This window comes from Pseudomonas sp. RGM 3321, from assembly GCF_022836805.1.
GTDB lineage: Bacteria > Pseudomonadota > Gammaproteobacteria > Pseudomonadales > Pseudomonadaceae > Aquipseudomonas.
Genome location: NZ_JALHBH010000077.1, coordinates 1 through 16,286, shown reverse-complemented (window position 1 = coordinate 16,286; position 16,286 = coordinate 1). Strand labels below are relative to the sequence as shown.

Sequence of the window (16,286 nt, the reverse complement as noted above, 5' to 3'; positions counted from 1 at the left end):
CGTGGGTACGATAGTCATGACTCAAGCCGTTGGTTGTGTCGCCAGCATCGACGGCCGCTCGCTGACTTCCAGATACCAGTTGGCCAGCCTCGGATAGGTGTTGCGCCAGCGCAGGTCGGGCTGGCGGAAGTCGAGATAACCCAGAGCGACGGCAACGCTGATGGAGGCTACGTCGAACAATGAGCTGAGTTCGGTGATTGCATCCCGCTCAAAGTAACTCAGGGAACGCTCGATTTTCTGCTGCTGGTTATGCAGCCATTGATCCCAGTGTTTTTCCTGCGGGCGCAGCGCGGTTTCGTAGCGAATCAGCACCGCAGCGTCGAGCACCGCATCGGCCAGCGAGGCGAGTGTCAGGCGTCTCCAGCGCGAAGAACCTTCACGAGGGATCAGCGGCAGGCCGACGTGCTGGTGGTCGAGGTAATCAAGGATGACGCGGCTGTCGTGGATCACATTGCCATTGGCCAGACACAACGCCGGCAGCTTGCCTGCCGGGTTGTCATCATTGAGTTGCGCAGACGGGCTGACTGGCGTCAGCACGGTTGGCTGCATCTGCACCCGGTCGAGCTGAGCGGTTTCATGAAGCATCACCACCACCTTGCGGGCAAAGGGCGAGGCGGCGTTGAAATACAACGTCATTGTGGGCGCTGACATGGGTGTTCCTCGAATGGGACAGCCCCATAGACTAGTCAGCGGATAGCAGGTCTGCAATCAGCATTCGCGTCAGCGCCGCACCAGCAAGCCCCTGATACTCAACATGGCAGCCGTGCCCATGCCCAGCCACGCCAGCGTATCCCACCAGCCGTCCCCCAACAATGCGGCGAACAGGCCCACAGCGATGAGCAAGGCGATCACGCCCGGAATGGCGAACGCTTTCCAGAAGCGGGACGGCTTCGCGCTCATTGCGCAATCTGCGCTTGAACAACATTCACCGAACGGGCTGCACGCCGTCTCACCCACCACAGGTAGACCCCGCTGCCGAGCACAATGATGGTCAGCACATCCAGTACCGCCCAGAGAATCTTCATCGGCATGCCGCCGTAATCACCGAAATGCAGAGGCTGCGACATACCCAGTGCATCCATGTACCAGGGACGTTCGACCACGGCGGTGACTTGCAGGGTCTGCGCGTCGATCAGCACCGGTGTGGCGAGGTGCGCAGTCAGGTGTGTATTGCCTTTGAGGAACACCGCGTAATGATGCTCGCTGGAGAAGCGCGTGCCGGGGAAAGCGATGAAATCGGCCTGCATGCCGGGCGCAGCGGATTCGGCAATTTCCAGCAATCGAGTCGCCGGGGCGCGCTGGGTCAATGGCGGCGCGTCCTTGTAAGGGGCGATCATGGTTGCCAGCGCATCATTGCGCCAAGAGGCAATCAGCAGGTCGGCACAGGCACTGATCACCCCCGTCACGCCCACCACCAGCGCCCAGGTCAACGTCACCACACCGATCAGGTTATGCAGGTCCAGCCAGCGGGTACGCGTTGATTTGTTGGCCCGCACCTGACCGAACTCCAGCTTGCGCATGAACGGCGAGTACAGCACGGTCCCGGAAACGATCGCCACTACAAACAACAACCCCATAAAGGCCAGCAACAGCTTGCCGGGCAGGTTGGCGTACATGTCGACGTGCAGGCGCAGCATGACCATCATGAAACCGCCATTGGCAGAAGGCATTTCCAGCGCTTCACCGGTGCGAGCATCAAGGGCGAAGGTATGCGATGAGTTTGGCTCGGTGCCTGCGGTTGCTGCGGTGATTGCCATCACGCCATTGGGGTCTTCGTCGTCCCAGCCGAAATACTGCATCACCTCGCCGGGGCGATGCGTTTCGGCAGCCCTGGCCAGTTGCTCCAGGTCCAGATGCGGCGTGTCGGCAGGCATCTCCTTGTAGTGCGGCGCGTCGCCCAGCAGGTGATCTATTTCATGATGAAAGATCAACGGCAGGCCTGTAACCGCGAGCATCAACAAAAACAGGGTGCACATCAGGCTGCTCCAGGTATGCACGATGGACCAGCGGCGCACGGTTTGGCTTTTCATGGTTTATCCACAGGCGAAGGGACGCAAAAACGAGTGCGCCCCCAAAATGACTTGTAAGACTAAGCCGCTCGAAACCGGAAAAGTGTCAGGGCGATCCGGTGCAGGCATGCAGAGGTATGTTTCAGAGTTTTGCCGGATTGCTGCTGGCCTGCTCACCCCTGGCCAGCACAGTGACCCACCACGCAGTGTGCTGTTCGATTTGCACGGGCAAGGTCGGCAACAACGCCTTGAGCGCCAGGTCAGTGTCGGTCAGCGGGAATGTGCCGGTAATACGCAGATCAGCCACCGTCGAGTCGACACCCAGATGCCCTGTACGGTAACGACCCAGTTCAGCGAGCATGTCCGCCAGCCGCGCGTTGTCCACCACCAGCATGCCGCGCGTCCAGGCGTCGACGCCGGAAGGCATGCTGAGCAGCGGGCCAAGGCCATTGCGCGTGAGGAGAACCTGCTGGCCTTCGCGCAGAACCTGTTCACCGGACACATTGCGTGCATTGGCGGCAACCGCCGATTGCAGCACGCTGAGCAACGTTCCGTCTGACTCGCGCCGGACCAGAAAGCGCGTACCCAGGGCGCGCATTTTGCCATCCGCAGTTTCGACAATGAAAGGGCGCGGATCGTCGTGATTGCCGGTCTGCACCAGTATTTCGCCGTCCTGCAGAATCACCCGACGTTGCTGCGCATCGAAGCGCACATCAATCGCGCTGTGGGTGTTAAGGCGAATCAGGGTGTTGTCCGCCAGGCGCACGTCTCGCTGTTCACCGGTGGCGGTGCGCTGGTCGGCAAGCCAGTAATCTATTGGCAGGTAGCGGTCACCGACGAACAATGCCAGACCCAAGGCCATGAACACCCCGGCCAGACCGCCACCGAGCTTGCGCAAGCTATGCCGCTGGGCACAGGGCGATTGCTGCAATGCCTTGCGCGCCGGACCTGCTGGCAAGGCAAAACGCTGATTGACCATGCCCAACTGGCTCCAGGCCCTGGCATGCTCTTCGTCGGCGGCCAGCCAGCGAGCAAGTTCAGCGTCATTGCCGCTGCTGCCATCCATGTTCAATTGCCATTGGATAGCGGCATCAAGTACGCGGGCGGATACCGGCCTGGTGTTCATGTCGGCTCACCGTAGAGCGCCACATAGCACTGACGCATGGCTTGAGCCAGGTATTGCCTGACGCGTGAAACCGAGACGCCCAGCCGCTCGGCAATTTCGCCGTGGCTCAGCCCGTCGAGGCGACTGTACAGAAAGGCTGCCCGTGCTTTGCTGGAGAGACTGCCCAGCATGCGGTCGATCGCTTTGAGATCTTCCAGAATCAGCAACTGCTCTTCCGGCGAAGGCTGCTCGGCCTCGGGAATCTGCATCAACTCCACGAGATAAGCCTGCTCCAGCGCAGCGCGGCGGAAGTAGTCGAACATCAGTCCCTTGGCAACGGCCGCCAGAAAAGCTCGCGGCTCTCTGGGCGTCAGCAATTCCTGACGGCCGAGCAAACGCACGAACGTGTCCTGGCTCAAATCCTGAGCACGCTGTGGACAGGCGACATTGCGTCTGAGCCAGGTCAGCAGCCAACCACGATGATCGCGATACAGCGCGCCAACAATCTCGCTATGAGTGCTTGGGACTGACGACACGAATAGCCTCGATGAGAAAGATCTAACTAAAGAGAATCATTCGCGATTGTGGCAGAGCGGAGGGATGGTGGCAATTCGCGTCTGTCGGGAGGAGGGTCTGAATCGAGTTGGTGCTCGTACCAATGCTCCGCGTCCATTGCGACGCGGAGCGTCGGGAAATGCATTCCCACGCTGGAGCGTGAGCAACGAGAATCTTGTAACTATCGTGCCAATGCTCCAGTGTGAAATGCATTCACGCTGGAGCATGCACAACGAAAGGCGTCCAGGGAGGACGCCCGTCGTCAGATCAGGCCTGGTGGCTGATCTCGCGCAGCGGCTTGCCACGTGCAGGTTTGTCGCCCGCAACGAAGTAGTCGGCGGTGCTGCGTGGCAGGGGCTGACGACCGCGGATCTTGTCGGCGATTTTCTCGGCGATCATGATTGTCGGTGCATTCAGGTTGCCCGTGGTGATGATCGGCATGATCGAGGCGTCGACCACGCGCAAGCTTTGCAAGCCATGCACACGGCCCTGACCGTCGACAACCGCCATCTCGTCGGTGCCCATCTTGCACGAGCAGGACGGGTGATAAGCCGTTTCGGCATGCTCACGCACGAACTGGTCCAGCGCCTCGTCGGACTGCACGTCGATGCCGGGGCTGATTTCGCGGCCACGGTACGGGTCCAGTGCCGGTTGCTGCATGATCTCGCGAGTCAGGCGGATGCCGTCACGGAACTCCTGCCAGTCCTGCTCGCTGGCCATGTAGTTGAACAGGATGCTCGGGTACTCGCGCGGGTCTTTGGATTTGACCTGCACACGGCCACGGCTCGGCGAACGCATGGAGCCGACGTGAGCCTGGAAGCCGTGTTCCTGAACGCCCTTGGTACCGTTGTAGTTAATCGCGACCGGCAGGAAGTGGTACTGAATGTTCGGCCATTCGAACGCTTCGCTGGAGCGAATGAAACCACCGGCTTCAAACTGGTTGCTCGCACCGATACCGGTGCCAAGGAACATCCACTCTGCACCGATGGCAGGCTGGTTCCACCACATCAGCGACGGGTAAAGCGATACCGGCTGGGTGCAGGCGTACTGCAGGTACATTTCCAGGTGGTCCTGAAGGTTCTGACCAACGCCCGGCAGGTCATGAACCACAGGAATATCCAGCTTGTTCAGGACTTCGGCAGGGCCGACACCGGAACGCTGGAGAATCTGCGGCGAAGCGATTGCGCCGCCACACAACAGCACTTCCTTGCGGGCACGGGCTTCGATTCTGGTGTCGCTGTCGCCCACAAGGTAGGCCACGCCGACAGCACGCTTGCCTTCGAACAGAATGCGATCGGTCAGCGCGTGGGTGACGATGGTCAGGGTCGAGCGCTTCTTCGCTTCGTCCAGATAGCCACGAGCGGTACTGGCGCGACGGCCTTTCGGCGTGACGGTGCGGTCCATCGGACCGAAGCCTTCCTGCTGATAGCCATTGAGGTCGTCAGTGCGCGGGTAACCGGCCTGTACACCGGCCTCGACCATGGCGTGGAACAACGGATTGTTGCCCGCCTTGGGTGTGGTGACGCTGACCGGACCGTCGCCGCCGTGATAATCATTGCCGCCGATGTCACGCGTCTCGGCCTTGCGGAAGTACGGCAGGCAATCGAGGTAGCTCCAGTCTTCAAGGCCCGGCTCTTTGGCCCAGCCGTCATAGTCCATCGCGTTGCCGCGGATGTAACACATGCCGTTGATGAGCGACGAACCGCCCAGGCCTTTACCACGACCGCATTCCATGCGGCGGTTGTTCATGTGTGGCTCTGGTTCGGTCTCGTAGGCCCAGTTATAGCGGCGGCCCTGCAGCGGGAATGCCAGTGCGGCTGGCATCTGGGTACGGAAATCCAGACGATAGTCCGGGCCACCGGCTTCCAGTAGCAGAACAGTGACGCCTGCGTCTTCGGTGAGACGGGCTGCCAGGGTGTTACCGGCAGAGCCGGCACCAACGATGATGTAGTCGTATTCGGATTGAGTCGTCATAGAGGCTCCCTCATAGAGCTGCAAGTCTCAAGCCTCGGCTGCAAGCAGAAGCAGCGAGGCGATACTTGTGAAAATGGGGTGTGGTAAACCGCTTTTGAGTGCGTCTGCTTGAGGTTTGCCGCGTGCCACTTGAACGGTGTTTAGAAAACCGAGGCGTAGTCGCCCAGTTCGATCTGTACCGACTTGATCCGCGTGTACTGCGCCAGCGAGCTGATGCCGTTCTCACGACCAACGCCCGATTGCTTGTAACCGCCGACCGGCATTTGTGCCGCCGACTCGCCCCAGGCGTTGATCCAGCAGATACCGGCTTCCAGCAGATGAATCACGCGGTGTGCGCGGTTCAGGTCACGGGTCACGATGCCCGCAGCCAGACCGAAGTCGGTGTCATTGGCGCGGCGCACCACTTCTTCTTCGGTGTCGTAGCCGAGGATGCTCATCACCGGACCGAAGATTTCCTCACGTACGATGGTCATCTCGTCGGTGCAGTCGGTGAACACGGTTGGCGCAACGAAAGCGCCCTTGTCGAACACACCACCGGTCAGGCGATCACCGCCGCACAACAGGCGTGCGCCCTGCTCTTTGCCCTTGGCGATGTAGCCCAACACGCTTTCCATATGCTCGAAGCTGACCAGCGGGCCGAAGTTGATGTTTTCGTCTTCCGGGCTACCGGCGCGAATACGCTTCACACGCTCAAGGATTTTCGCTTCGAATTCAGCTTTCAACGCGTTCGGTACAAACACGCGCGTACCGTTGGTGCAGACCTGGCCGGAGCTGTAGAAGTTGGCCATCATTGCGATGTCGGCAGCACGGTCTAGATCGGCGTCGTCAAACACGATCAGCGGCGACTTGCCGCCCAGCTCCATGGTCACTTCCTTGAGCGAAGAGCTCGAGGCACTGGCCATGACTTTCTTGCCGGTGTCGGTGCCGCCGGTGAACGAAACTTTCTCGATGCGCGGATGCTCGGTGATCCAGGTGCCGACTTCACGGCCGCTGCCGGTCAGCACGTTGAACACGCCATTGGGTACGCCAGCTTCGGTGTAGATCTCTGCAAGCTTCAGGGTGGTCAGCGAGGTGACTTCACTTGGTTTGAAGATCATCGCGTTGCCCGCAGCCAGCGCCGGTGCAGATTTCCACAAGGCGATCTGGATCGGGTAGTTCCACGCACCGATGCCTGCAACCACACCCAGCGGCTCTCGGCGGGTGTACACGAAAGAGGAATCGCGCAGCGGGATCTGTTCGCCTTCAATGGCGGGCACCAGGCCTGCGTAGTATTCCAGCACGTCAGCGCCGGTCACAATATCCACGTAACGGGTTTCTGAGATGGCCTTACCGGTGTCCAGCGTTTCCAGCGCGGCCAGTTCATCGTTGCGCTCGCGCAAGATGTCGACAGCACGACGCAGGATGCGCGAACGCTCGACGGCAGTCATGGCAGCCCAGATTTTCTGGCCTTTTTCAGCAGCAACGACTGCGCGCTCGACATCGTCCTTTCCGGCACGCTGGATCTGCGCCAGCACTTCACCGTTTGCCGGGTTGATGGAGTCGAAGGTTTCAGTGTTGCTGGCATCGACGTAACCGCCATCGATGTAAAGTTTCTGCAGTTCAAAACGGGCCATAAAGTCCTCGCAAATTCATTGGGGGGGGGGGCGATGACTGATTTCAGTGTGCCGGAAACATTGGGCAACACGGTTTTGCAGTCGTTCGGCAGGCAGGCTTCGAAAGCTCTCAGCCAGCCGATTTCGCCAGTTGAAAATCCATGTATTCGTAGGCAATCCGTTGTGCTTGCTCGGTGTCGAATGCATCGCCTGACAGCGCGCCTCTCAGCCACAACCCGTCTATCAGGGCGGCAAGCCCGCGGGCAGCGCTGCGTGCCTGTTCCAGTGGCAAGGTACGGCGGAACTGACAGCACAGGTTCGAATACAAACGGTGGTCGTTGATACGCTGCAATCGGTGCAGCGAAGGGTGATGCATGCTGGTCGCCCAGAAGGCCAGCCAGGTTTTCATGGCCGGGCCGCTGACCTGACTGGCGTCGAAGTTACCTTCGATGATCACTTGCAGATGAGCCCTTGGGCTGTCTTCGGTCAGCGCCTGCCGACGTTCGCGGACGTTCTGGATCAAGGCGTTCATCAGATGCCGCATCGTGGCGGCGATCAGGCCGTTCTTGTCCTGAAAATAGTGACTGATGATGCCGTTGGACACGCCCGCCAGTCGCGCAATCAGAGCAATGCTGGCATCGCCCATACCGACTTGATCGACCGCAGTGAGCGTGGCCTGGATCAGTTGTTGGCGGCGGATGGGTTGCATTCCGACCTTGGGCATTGGCGCGATTCTCCCGGGTGTCTGCAATGATCGTTGTACCAAAACGGTGAGGCCAGTCTAAAGATTTTTTATTGAACGATCAATCAATAAAAAAGCAGCGGCCAGTTTTCAGCTGCAAGCAGCAAGCTGAAAAGCGCCTGAATGCGGGGGTTCTGGAGGATGCGTCAGGGCGAAGATTTATGACGCGGAGCATCACGACAGGCATCCCCACGCCGGAGCGTGAGGAACGATATCTTAACTATCGTGCGATGCTCCGCGTCGCATGCCGCTCTGGACGCTCTGCGTCCGGTCTTCAGCGCCGGATCAGTCAATCCTGCAAAACCACATCCGCCAGCTCATCAATCGCTTCCTGCCGCTCAGCCTGATTCGGTTTGGCGTGCGGGTTGAGTGTGGACCATTGCGGGTGGGCACGAGCGCGGGTGAGCGGCTCGGGGATTTTGCCTTTGCGCCAGGTTTTGTCCTGCGGCGTGGTCAATTCCATACTGTGAATGGCCGCATGGCCTCTCACTCCCAACGCCAGCAACAAGTGCCCCTGTCGCAGAGCAAGCAGGCGCAGCACTGCATCGTCCACCGTCAACTCCCTGCGGCCCTTCAACTTGCTCAGCAATCGTCCGCCGTAGCTGCGCGCCGTCAATAGGGCACCGCCTGCAATCGCACCGACCAAAGCCGCCGCGCCAAGCGTTACGCCGCCGACCATCAGGTCGACCCCGGCCCCGGCTGCCGCACCGGCTGCCACGCCGCCACCAACCCGCACGCCCATCAACCTGAGGGTTTCCGGATTGAAAAGATCATCGCCCCAACGGCCATCCATCAACGGCAAATCGCTGGTAGACACATCATCCTTGCGAAACGCATACAGTTTGAGCAGCGCCTCGACACATTGCTGCTCACGCTGACGAACAGCCTTGCGCAACGCTTCCACAGCCTGCTGTTCCTGCTCGGCACTGGTCTCGACGCTACGCCGACACGCTGCACAGTCAATCAACAGTTCGGCGATGAGACGAGCCGCGCTGTGTTTTCTGGCTCGACGTTGTTTCTCCTGATCCTCAATCAAACGTTCAAGCCGAGGCCGCGCGCTTTCCAGCAGCAGCGCCAGGCTTTCGTACAGACGACGACCGCCATCTTCCGGCGGTGCGACGCTGTCGAAGCGCACCAATGCATGCAAACCCAGGCGTGAAAGCGCCTCTCGCCACTCCGGTTCCCGATGCTCGCGCGCACTGACGAAATTCAGTACCGGCAGCAACGGCTTGCCACAACTGGCCAGCACCGCCAGCTCGTCACGGTACTTGGCGAGCACCGGTTCGCGTGCATCGATCACATACAGCCCAGCATCCGAGCCGAGCAACTGGCGCATGACCTTGGCCTCTTGCTCAAAACGCTGGCGTGCCTCGCTGCCCTCCAGAAAGCGCGCCAGCCGTGCCGGGCCATCCAGTCGTTCACCGGGACGATCCAGCCGCTCCAGGTAATCGAGCAGCGCAATGGCGTCTTCCAGACCGGGCGTGTCGTACAGATCGACCAGCGCCTGACCGTCCACCGACAGGCGCGCGCCTTCCACATGGCGGGTGGTGCTGGGCCGGTGAGACACTTCGCCGAAGCTGACATCGCCGGTCAGGGTACGCAGCAGCGAAGTCTTGCCGACATTGGTGTGGCCGACCAACGCCAGCTTGATGGCGCGGACATTGTCTGCTTCAGTCATGGCCTGTCTCCAGCCAGTTCAAGGGCGCGCTGTCTGTGCGCGGCAACTGCAACCCATCCAGAGCGGTGTGCCAGTCGCCCAGACGCTCCAGATCGAGCACCTGCCCGGCAGGCGCGGGCAGCAGCCAGACGCGTGTCGCGCCCGCGCTGCGCGCCAGTTCGGCAATCAGCGCCAGACTGCCACGATCCGGTGAACGGCGAGGATCACAGGCCACCACCATGCGCGCAGGCGGATAGAGAGTCAGTTGTTCCAGCAGCTTGTGTCGCGACTCACGGCTGTCGAGAATGCCCGCATCGACCACGCCGGACGGCAGTTCTGGCGGCCAGACGTGTTGATCATCCAGCTCGATGGCCACCAGCAAAGCACCATTGCTGTCGGACGCACTTATGCCGGGCTGAACCTGATGGAGCGCGGCGGGTTCGACGTCATTGACGCCCAATCGCTCGCTGCTGGGCATCAATCGTTCACGCAGCTCAAGGTACTCGGGCAATTCAAGATCGAGACGCAACCCCGCACGTCCCTGCTTCCAGCGCCACAGGCAGAACGCTGCCAGCAACAGACGCGGCACAATGCCGTAGACCAGCAGCACGCCCACCAGCCACGCAGCCCAGGCCTGACGCGCATTCTCGACACTCAAAGCGCCATTGCCGCTGGCGCGAATCATGGCTTCGTCCGGCACACTGAAGCCCAGCCACGCCGGGACGGTGCTGAGTGTCTGGGTCAGGCTGACAAAGGTGTCGCTGCTCAAAATGGTGGTTTCCCAGACAAACCCGTAGCGTCGGGTCGCCATCAGCATCAACAGCACCACCAGCGCACTGGCCAGCGCCAGCAGCCACAGGCTGTTAACCACCAGGCCGAGCACCCAGCGATTCAGGCGCTTGCGTTGCAGCAGCAAAACCAGCGCGGGGGCGAGCTGCGCAGCCTGGGCGTCACGGGCAAGCTTTTCACTCAACCACAGCCATAAGCGGCCCAGCCCACTGTTGCTGCGGCCAGCGAAGATCAAGCCCAGCGCCCAGGTAGCCAGCAGCACCAGATTAAGCCCAAGCAGGCTGCCCAGCGCCCAGAACACATTGACCGGTGCCTGCCCGTCGCCCATTGCGGCGAAGGCCAGGCCCGCGCCACTGATGACAGCGAACACCGCCAGCGCAATCAACGCCAACCGCGCGCCCTGCTTCCAGTGGTGCAGTGCGCCAAGCATGCCGTCGCGCTGCGCCAGGCCGAGGGCGCGGTGGGTAATGCGCGCAGTCAGGTCGCCTCCATCGGCCCGGGCGCGGCGATTGGCTTCCTGATCATCCAGCACGCCAGCCTGTTGTTCACGCAGGCGCACGGCTTCGGTCAGCCAGAGGGTATCGAGTGGGGTCAGTGCAGTCACACAGTGTCTCTTGGTTGAATTCAGCGGTGAGCATAACCGCTGTCATGGGACTGAGCACGGCGTGTGTCAGTTCATTCGCCTGCCCCGCGACCTCTGATATCCTCGGCGCATGAAAACTCATCTCCCCCTCAGCCTGATTGCCGCCCTTGGTGAAAACCGAGTGATTGGCGTCGACAATTCCATGCCCTGGCATTTGCCGGGGGATTTCAAATACTTCAAAGCCACGACGCTCGGCAAGCCGATCATCATGGGTCGCAAGACCTGGGATTCGCTGGGCCGCCCCCTGCCCGGTCGCCTGAACCTGGTAGTCAGCCGCCAGACTGATTTGCAGCTTGAGGGCGCGGAAGTCTTGCCTTCGCTGGACGCCGCAGTCGTGCGCGCCGAGCAATGGGCGCAGGAACAGGGGGTCGATGAAGTGATGCTGATCGGCGGCGCGCAGCTTTACGCCCAGGGCCTTCCCGAGGCGGATCGCCTGTACCTGACTCGCGTGGCACTGAGCCCTGATGGCGACGCGTGGTTTCCTGAATTCGATACGGCGCAGTGGGCGCTGGTATCCAACATCGAAAACGCCGCCGTCGATGACAAGCCTGCCTACAACTTCGAAGTGTGGGAACGCGTCTGATCAGCAATTTTCGGCACAATGGCGGCCACTGACGAAAAACTGCAATAAAAGTGTCGTTTTTGGTTTCACTGTCGCAAATAAAGGGGCAAACGGCGTCATTTGGCCTTTTTCGGGTCGCTGACGCACTTTTGCCTTCACAATAATTTGTTACGGTCTGCCCCTTCGTTTTTTCGACAAGGGGAAATCACCTATGAAACTCGTGCCAAAACTGTTGGCCGCTGCCGTCTGCTTCGGGCTTGCCAGCCACGCTATCGCAGCCACCGAATTGAAGCATTGGCCTGAGCCTGCCGCCAAGGCACTCGACGCGATGATTGCCGCCAATGCCAACAAGGGCAACTACGCGGTCTTCGACATGGACAACACCAGCTACCGCTTCGATCTTGAAGAGTCGCTGCTGTCGTACATGGAGAACAAAGGACTGATTACCCGCGAAACGCTCGATCCTTCGTTGAAACTGATCCCCTTCAAAGACACCGCCGACCACAAGGAAAGCCTGTTCAGCTACTACTATCGCCTTTGCGAAATAGACGACATGGTCTGCTACCCGTGGGTCGCGCAGGTGTTTTCCGGCTTTACGCTGCAGGAGCTCAAAGGCTATGTCGATGAGCTGATGGCCCTGAAAAAGCCGATCCCGGCGACCTATTACGACGGCGATGCCGTCAAGCAGCTCAATGTCGAGCCGCCGCGCGTATTCACCGGGCAGACCGAGCTGTACAACAAGCTGATGGAAAACGGCATCGAGGTCTACGTGATGACCGCAGCGTCCGAAGAGCTGGTGCGTATGGTCGCTGCCGATCCGAAATACGGTTACAACGTCAAACCGCAGAACGTGATAGGCGTTTCTACGCTGCTGAAAGACCGCAAGACAGGCGAACTGACCACCGCACGCAAGCAGATCACAGCGGGTAAATACGATGCGAAAAGCAACATGGGTCTGGAGCTGACACCTTATCTGTGGACACCGGCAACCTGGATGGCGGGCAAGCAGGCGGCCATTCTGACCTACGTCGATCAGTGGAAAAAACCGGTTCTGGTCGGCGGCGATACCCCGACCAGCGACGGCTACATGCTGTTTCACAGCGTCGACGTGAGCAAGGGCGGCGTGCACTTGTGGATCAACCGGAAAGATAAGTACATGACCCAGCTCAATGGCATGATCAAGGACAATGCCGAAGCTCAGGCCAAGGAGAAATTGCCGGTCACCGCGGACAAGAACTGGGTGATCGTCAAGCCGGACGAGATACAGTAAGCCGCTGGACAAGCTTCATGCTGCGTGATCGTGCCCAAGTGACCGGGCACGATCAGCACACTCAGTCGACCTTTTCGAACTTCAGATCCCAGACGCCGTGCCCAAGCTTCTCGCCACGGCGCTCGAACTTGGTGATCGGGCGTTCGGCAGGACGCGGCACGTACTGGTTGTCTTCAGCCTGATTGCGATAACCGGGCGCCACGCTCATCACTTCCAGCATGTATTCCGCGTAAGGCCCCCAATCGGTGGCCATGTGAAACACACCGCCAACCTTCAGCTTGCTGCGCACCAGTGCGGCGAATTCAGGCTGCACGATGCGCCGCTTGTGGTGACGACTCTTGTGCCACGGGTCCGGGAAGAACAGCATCAGACGATCCAGGCTGTCGTCCGCAACGCAGCGGTTCAGCACTTCAATGGCGTCGCAATCGTAGACACGCACATTGGTCAGCCCCTGGGTAAGGACGCCGTTGAGCAGCGCGCCTACGCCAGGAGAGTGCACCTCGACACCGATGAAGTCGTGCTCGGGAGCCGCAGCCGCCATTTCCAGCAGCGAGTGGCCCATGCCGAAGCCGATTTCCAGCGTGCGCGGCGCAGCGCGACCGAACACCTGATCGAAATCCACCGGCACATCGGTCAGCGACAGGCCGTACAACGGGAGACCTTGATCAAGGCCGCGCTGCTGACCTTCGGTCATGCGCCCGGCACGCATCACGAAACTCTTGATGCGGCGGTGCGGGCGCTCTTCGCCTTCTTCGACAGCAGGCGACTCTGGGTGCGGAACGTGCGAATCAGTCATCAACGGGCTCTTACTTGATCAGGCCATCCAGCGGCGAAGACGCGCTGGCATAGAGTTTTCGTGGCATGCGCCCGGCGAGGTAGGCCAGACGACCGGCAATTACGGCGTGCTTCATGGCTTCGGCCATCATCACCGGCTGCTGGGCATGGGCGATGGCCGAGTTCATCAATACGGCCTCACAGCCCAGTTCCATCGCGATGGTGGCGTCGGAGGCAGTACCGACACCGGCATCGACCAGCACCGGCACTTTGGTTTCTTCAAGAATGATCTGCAGGTTGTAGGGGTTGCAGATACCCAGACCGCTGCCGATCAGGCCGGCCAGCGGCATGATCGCGATACAGCCGATTTCGGCCAGCTGGCGGGCGATGATCGGGTCATCACTGGTGTAGACCATCACGTCGAAGCCGTCCTTGACCAGGATCTCGGCGGCCTTGAGGGTTTCGATGACGTTCGGAAACAGGGTTTTCTGGTCGGCCAGCACTTCGAGCTTGACCAGATTGCGACCGTCGAGCAATTCCCGGGACAGGCGGCAGGTGCGCACGGCCTCGGTCGCATCGAAGCAGCCAGCGGTGTTCGGCAAAATGGTGTAGCGATCAGGCGGCAGCACGTCCAGCAGGTTCGGCTCGCCGGGATTCTGGCCGAGGTTGGTGCGGCGCACGGCAACGGTGACGATCTCGGCGCCCGAGGCTTCGATGGCCAGACGGGTCTGTTCCATATCGATGTACTTGCCGGTGCCCACCAGCAGGCGCGACTCGAAAGTCCGACCGGCCAGGACGAAAGGCTTGTCGCTGCGAACATTGCTCATCGGAAATCCTCATAACGTGCAGATGGGGTTGGGCGCAGTGCGGATTGCGAACTAGCCACCGCCAATGGCATGCACCACTTCGACCTGATCGCCTTCGCTCAGGACGGTTGTCACATGCTGACTGCGCGGCACGATATCCAGGTTCAGTTCCACCGCGACCCGGCGCCCTGCAAGGTCCAGACGGGTCAGCAATGCCGCGACGGTTTCGCCATCGGGCAATTCAAAGGTTTCGCCGTTCAACTGAATGTGCATGCGAGAGCAGCCATCATTTTTGGGGGGCCAGCATTCTAGCCCGATCAGCCGGTATGACCAAGGCAAAGCCACGCCATTCGTCTCATGCGCGGCCAGCTTCCAAGGGAGCGAATGCTCACGGAGGCGAACCCAGCCTCCAGGCCGCCAGCCCCAGCATCGACCAGCCAAACAGAAAGGCCAGACCACCGAACGGGGTGATGATGCCCAGCTTGCTGAAACCGGTGAGGGTCAGGGCGTAGAGGCTACCGGAAAACAGCAGAATACCGACCGCGAACGAGAATCCGGCCCAGGTGACCAGGCGTCCGGGGATGTGCGTCGCCAGTATCGCCACACCGAGCAGGGCCAGCGCGTGGATCAGTTGGTAAAGCACACCCGTATGGAAAACTGCCAGGTACTCGGCACTCAGGCGTTCCTTGAGACCGTGGGCGGCAAATGCGCCCAACGCCACACCCGTGAAGCCGAAGAAGGCAGTAAGCATCAAAAAGCTACGAAGCATCAGGAACTCCAGTGAAAAATCGTCGAAAGGCGCACGGTCTGTATAATGGCCCGCTCTATGGGTTCGGCCAAGCCATCTCTATGCTGCAGTCTATTCTTCGTCGCATCGTCAAAGCCCTGCTATGGTTCGCCGCAGGCAGTGTTCTCGTGGTTCTGGTTCTGCGCTGGGTGCCGCCACCGGGAACCGCCCTGATGGTCGAGCGCAAGGTCGAATCCTGGGTCGACGGCGAGCCTATCGACCTGCAACGCGACTGGGAACCGTGGGACAAGATCTCCGACAACCTGAAAATTGCGGTCATTGGCGGTGAGGATCAGAAATTCGCCGAGCACTGGGGTTTCGACGTCGACGCTATTCAGGCAGCTATCCTGCACAACGAGCGCGGTGGCTCGATCCGTGGTGCCAGTACGCTTAGCCAGCAGGTGTCGAAAAACCTGTTCCTGTGGTCCGGTCGCAGTTATCTGCGCAAAGGGCTTGAAGCATGGTTCACCATGCTCATCGAGTTGCTGTGGTCCAAGGAGCGCATCCTTGAGGTGTACCTGAACAGTGTCGAATGGGACGAAGGCGTATTCGGCGCGCAGGCAGCAGCGCAACACCACTTCCGCACCAACGCCAGCGCGCTTTCCGTACAACAGGCCAGCTACCTCGCCGCCGTCCTCCCCAACCCGCGCGAGTGGAGCGCCAGCCATCCGAGCAGCTACGTCTCCCGCCGTGCAGGCTGGATTCGTCAGCAAATGCGTCAGTTGGGTGGGGATGAGTATTTGCAGGGGCTGAACAGCAGCCGTCGGTGGTGATGCTTGCGCTCGGTTTCAATGGCCTCTCGTTCCTTACGCTCGAGCATGGGAACGTGAGGGCTTTTGTAGGAGCGAACTTGTTCGCGAAGGCATTGTTTCAAACGACAAATCTTCTGCGTCTGTACGGGCCCTTTCGCGAACAAGTTCGCTCCTACGTTTGGGCAAGGGAGCCGGATGGCTTTTGTAGGAGCGAACTTGTTCGCGAAAGCATTGTTTCAAACGACAAATCTTCTGCGACTGTACGGGCC

At 60.3% G+C, this 16,286-nt stretch carries 17 protein-coding genes; 3 read left to right on the top strand and 14 right to left on the bottom strand.

The features are described from left to right. Positions 1-21: 21 nt before the first annotated feature. The 10 genes from RGM3321_RS01065 to RGM3321_RS01020 form a co-directional block, all read right to left on the bottom strand. On the bottom strand, positions 22-651 hold the full coding sequence (locus RGM3321_RS01065) for a glutathione S-transferase family protein (RefSeq protein WP_244391198.1): 630 nt from the start codon (positions 649-651) through the stop codon (positions 22-24). Positions 652-720: 69 nt separating this feature from the next. Then, positions 721-900 carry a hypothetical protein gene (locus tag RGM3321_RS01060; protein WP_244391197.1) on the bottom strand — a complete coding sequence of 60 codons (180 nt, stop codon included), beginning with the start codon at positions 898-900 and terminating at the stop codon, positions 721-723. Then, positions 897-2,030: a PepSY-associated TM helix domain-containing protein gene (locus RGM3321_RS01055; protein WP_244391196.1), complete on the bottom strand. Its 1,134-nt coding sequence runs from the start codon at positions 2,028-2,030 to the stop codon at positions 897-899. The genes RGM3321_RS01060 and RGM3321_RS01055 overlap by 4 nt, the downstream gene beginning before the upstream one ends. A gap of 121 nt (positions 2,031-2,151) precedes the next feature. Next, positions 2,152-3,135, bottom strand: coding sequence for a FecR family protein (locus RGM3321_RS01050; RefSeq protein WP_244391195.1), 984 nt, complete (start codon positions 3,133-3,135; stop codon positions 2,152-2,154). Beyond that, positions 3,132-3,650, bottom strand: a complete 519-nt coding sequence (locus RGM3321_RS01045; protein WP_244391194.1) for an RNA polymerase sigma factor — start codon at positions 3,648-3,650, stop codon at positions 3,132-3,134. Before RGM3321_RS01045 ends, RGM3321_RS01050 begins: the two co-directional genes overlap by 4 nt. Before the next feature lie 286 nt (positions 3,651-3,936). Continuing rightward, the gene (betA, locus tag RGM3321_RS01040; RefSeq protein ID WP_244391193.1) at positions 3,937-5,643 is read right to left on the bottom strand and encodes a choline dehydrogenase; all 1,707 of its coding nucleotides are present in this window, start codon (positions 5,641-5,643) and stop codon (positions 3,937-3,939) included. A 140-nt stretch (positions 5,644-5,783) separates the two neighbouring features. Next, the gene (gene betB / locus RGM3321_RS01035) at positions 5,784-7,256 is read right to left on the bottom strand and encodes a betaine-aldehyde dehydrogenase (protein ID WP_244391192.1); all 1,473 of its coding nucleotides are present in this window, start codon (positions 7,254-7,256) and stop codon (positions 5,784-5,786) included. A gap of 109 nt (positions 7,257-7,365) precedes the next feature. Beyond that, positions 7,366-7,959, bottom strand: a complete 594-nt coding sequence (betI, locus tag RGM3321_RS01030) for a transcriptional regulator BetI (protein WP_054987816.1) — start codon at positions 7,957-7,959, stop codon at positions 7,366-7,368. A gap of 307 nt (positions 7,960-8,266) precedes the next feature. Continuing rightward, positions 8,267-9,655, bottom strand: coding sequence for a GTPase/DUF3482 domain-containing protein (locus tag RGM3321_RS01025; RefSeq protein WP_244391191.1), 1,389 nt, complete (start codon positions 9,653-9,655; stop codon positions 8,267-8,269). Next, the gene (locus tag RGM3321_RS01020) at positions 9,648-11,027 is read right to left on the bottom strand and encodes a DUF2868 domain-containing protein (RefSeq protein ID WP_244391190.1); all 1,380 of its coding nucleotides are present in this window, start codon (positions 11,025-11,027) and stop codon (positions 9,648-9,650) included. Before RGM3321_RS01020 ends, RGM3321_RS01025 begins: the two co-directional genes overlap by 8 nt. Positions 11,028-11,136: 109 nt before the next feature. Here RGM3321_RS01020 and RGM3321_RS01015 point away from each other — a divergent pair, with 109 nt between their 5' ends. Beyond that, entirely contained in the window at positions 11,137-11,649 is a 513-nt protein-coding gene (locus RGM3321_RS01015; protein WP_244391189.1) for a dihydrofolate reductase, read from the top strand. Between the two features lie 190 nt (positions 11,650-11,839). Further along, a complete protein-coding gene (locus tag RGM3321_RS01010) occupies positions 11,840-12,898 on the top strand; it encodes a haloacid dehalogenase-like hydrolase (RefSeq protein ID WP_244391188.1) in 1,059 nt (352 codons plus the stop codon). Positions 12,899-12,959: 61 nt separating this feature from the next. Here the strand turns inward: RGM3321_RS01010 and trmB are convergent, their stop codons facing one another. From trmB to RGM3321_RS00990, 4 genes are all read right to left on the bottom strand, one after another. Then, complete coding sequence (gene trmB, locus RGM3321_RS01005; RefSeq protein WP_244391214.1) at positions 12,960-13,607, bottom strand: tRNA (guanosine(46)-N7)-methyltransferase TrmB; 648 nt, start codon at positions 13,605-13,607, stop codon at positions 12,960-12,962. A gap of 97 nt (positions 13,608-13,704) precedes the next feature. Then, the gene (locus RGM3321_RS01000; protein ID WP_003304387.1) at positions 13,705-14,499 is read right to left on the bottom strand and encodes a thiazole synthase; all 795 of its coding nucleotides are present in this window, start codon (positions 14,497-14,499) and stop codon (positions 13,705-13,707) included. Positions 14,500-14,550: 51 nt separating this feature from the next. Further along, positions 14,551-14,751 (bottom strand): sulfur carrier protein ThiS, encoded by a 201-nt coding sequence (thiS, locus tag RGM3321_RS00995; RefSeq protein ID WP_244391187.1) that lies wholly within the window; start codon positions 14,749-14,751, stop codon positions 14,551-14,553. Positions 14,752-14,866: 115 nt separating this feature from the next. Then, complete coding sequence (locus RGM3321_RS00990) at positions 14,867-15,247, bottom strand: DUF423 domain-containing protein (protein ID WP_244391186.1); 381 nt, start codon at positions 15,245-15,247, stop codon at positions 14,867-14,869. Between the two features lie 80 nt (positions 15,248-15,327). Between RGM3321_RS00990 and mtgA the strand changes: the two genes are divergently transcribed. Then, positions 15,328-16,038, top strand: a complete 711-nt coding sequence (gene mtgA, locus RGM3321_RS00985; RefSeq protein WP_244391185.1) for a monofunctional biosynthetic peptidoglycan transglycosylase — start codon at positions 15,328-15,330, stop codon at positions 16,036-16,038. Positions 16,039-16,286: the final 248 nt, after the last annotated feature.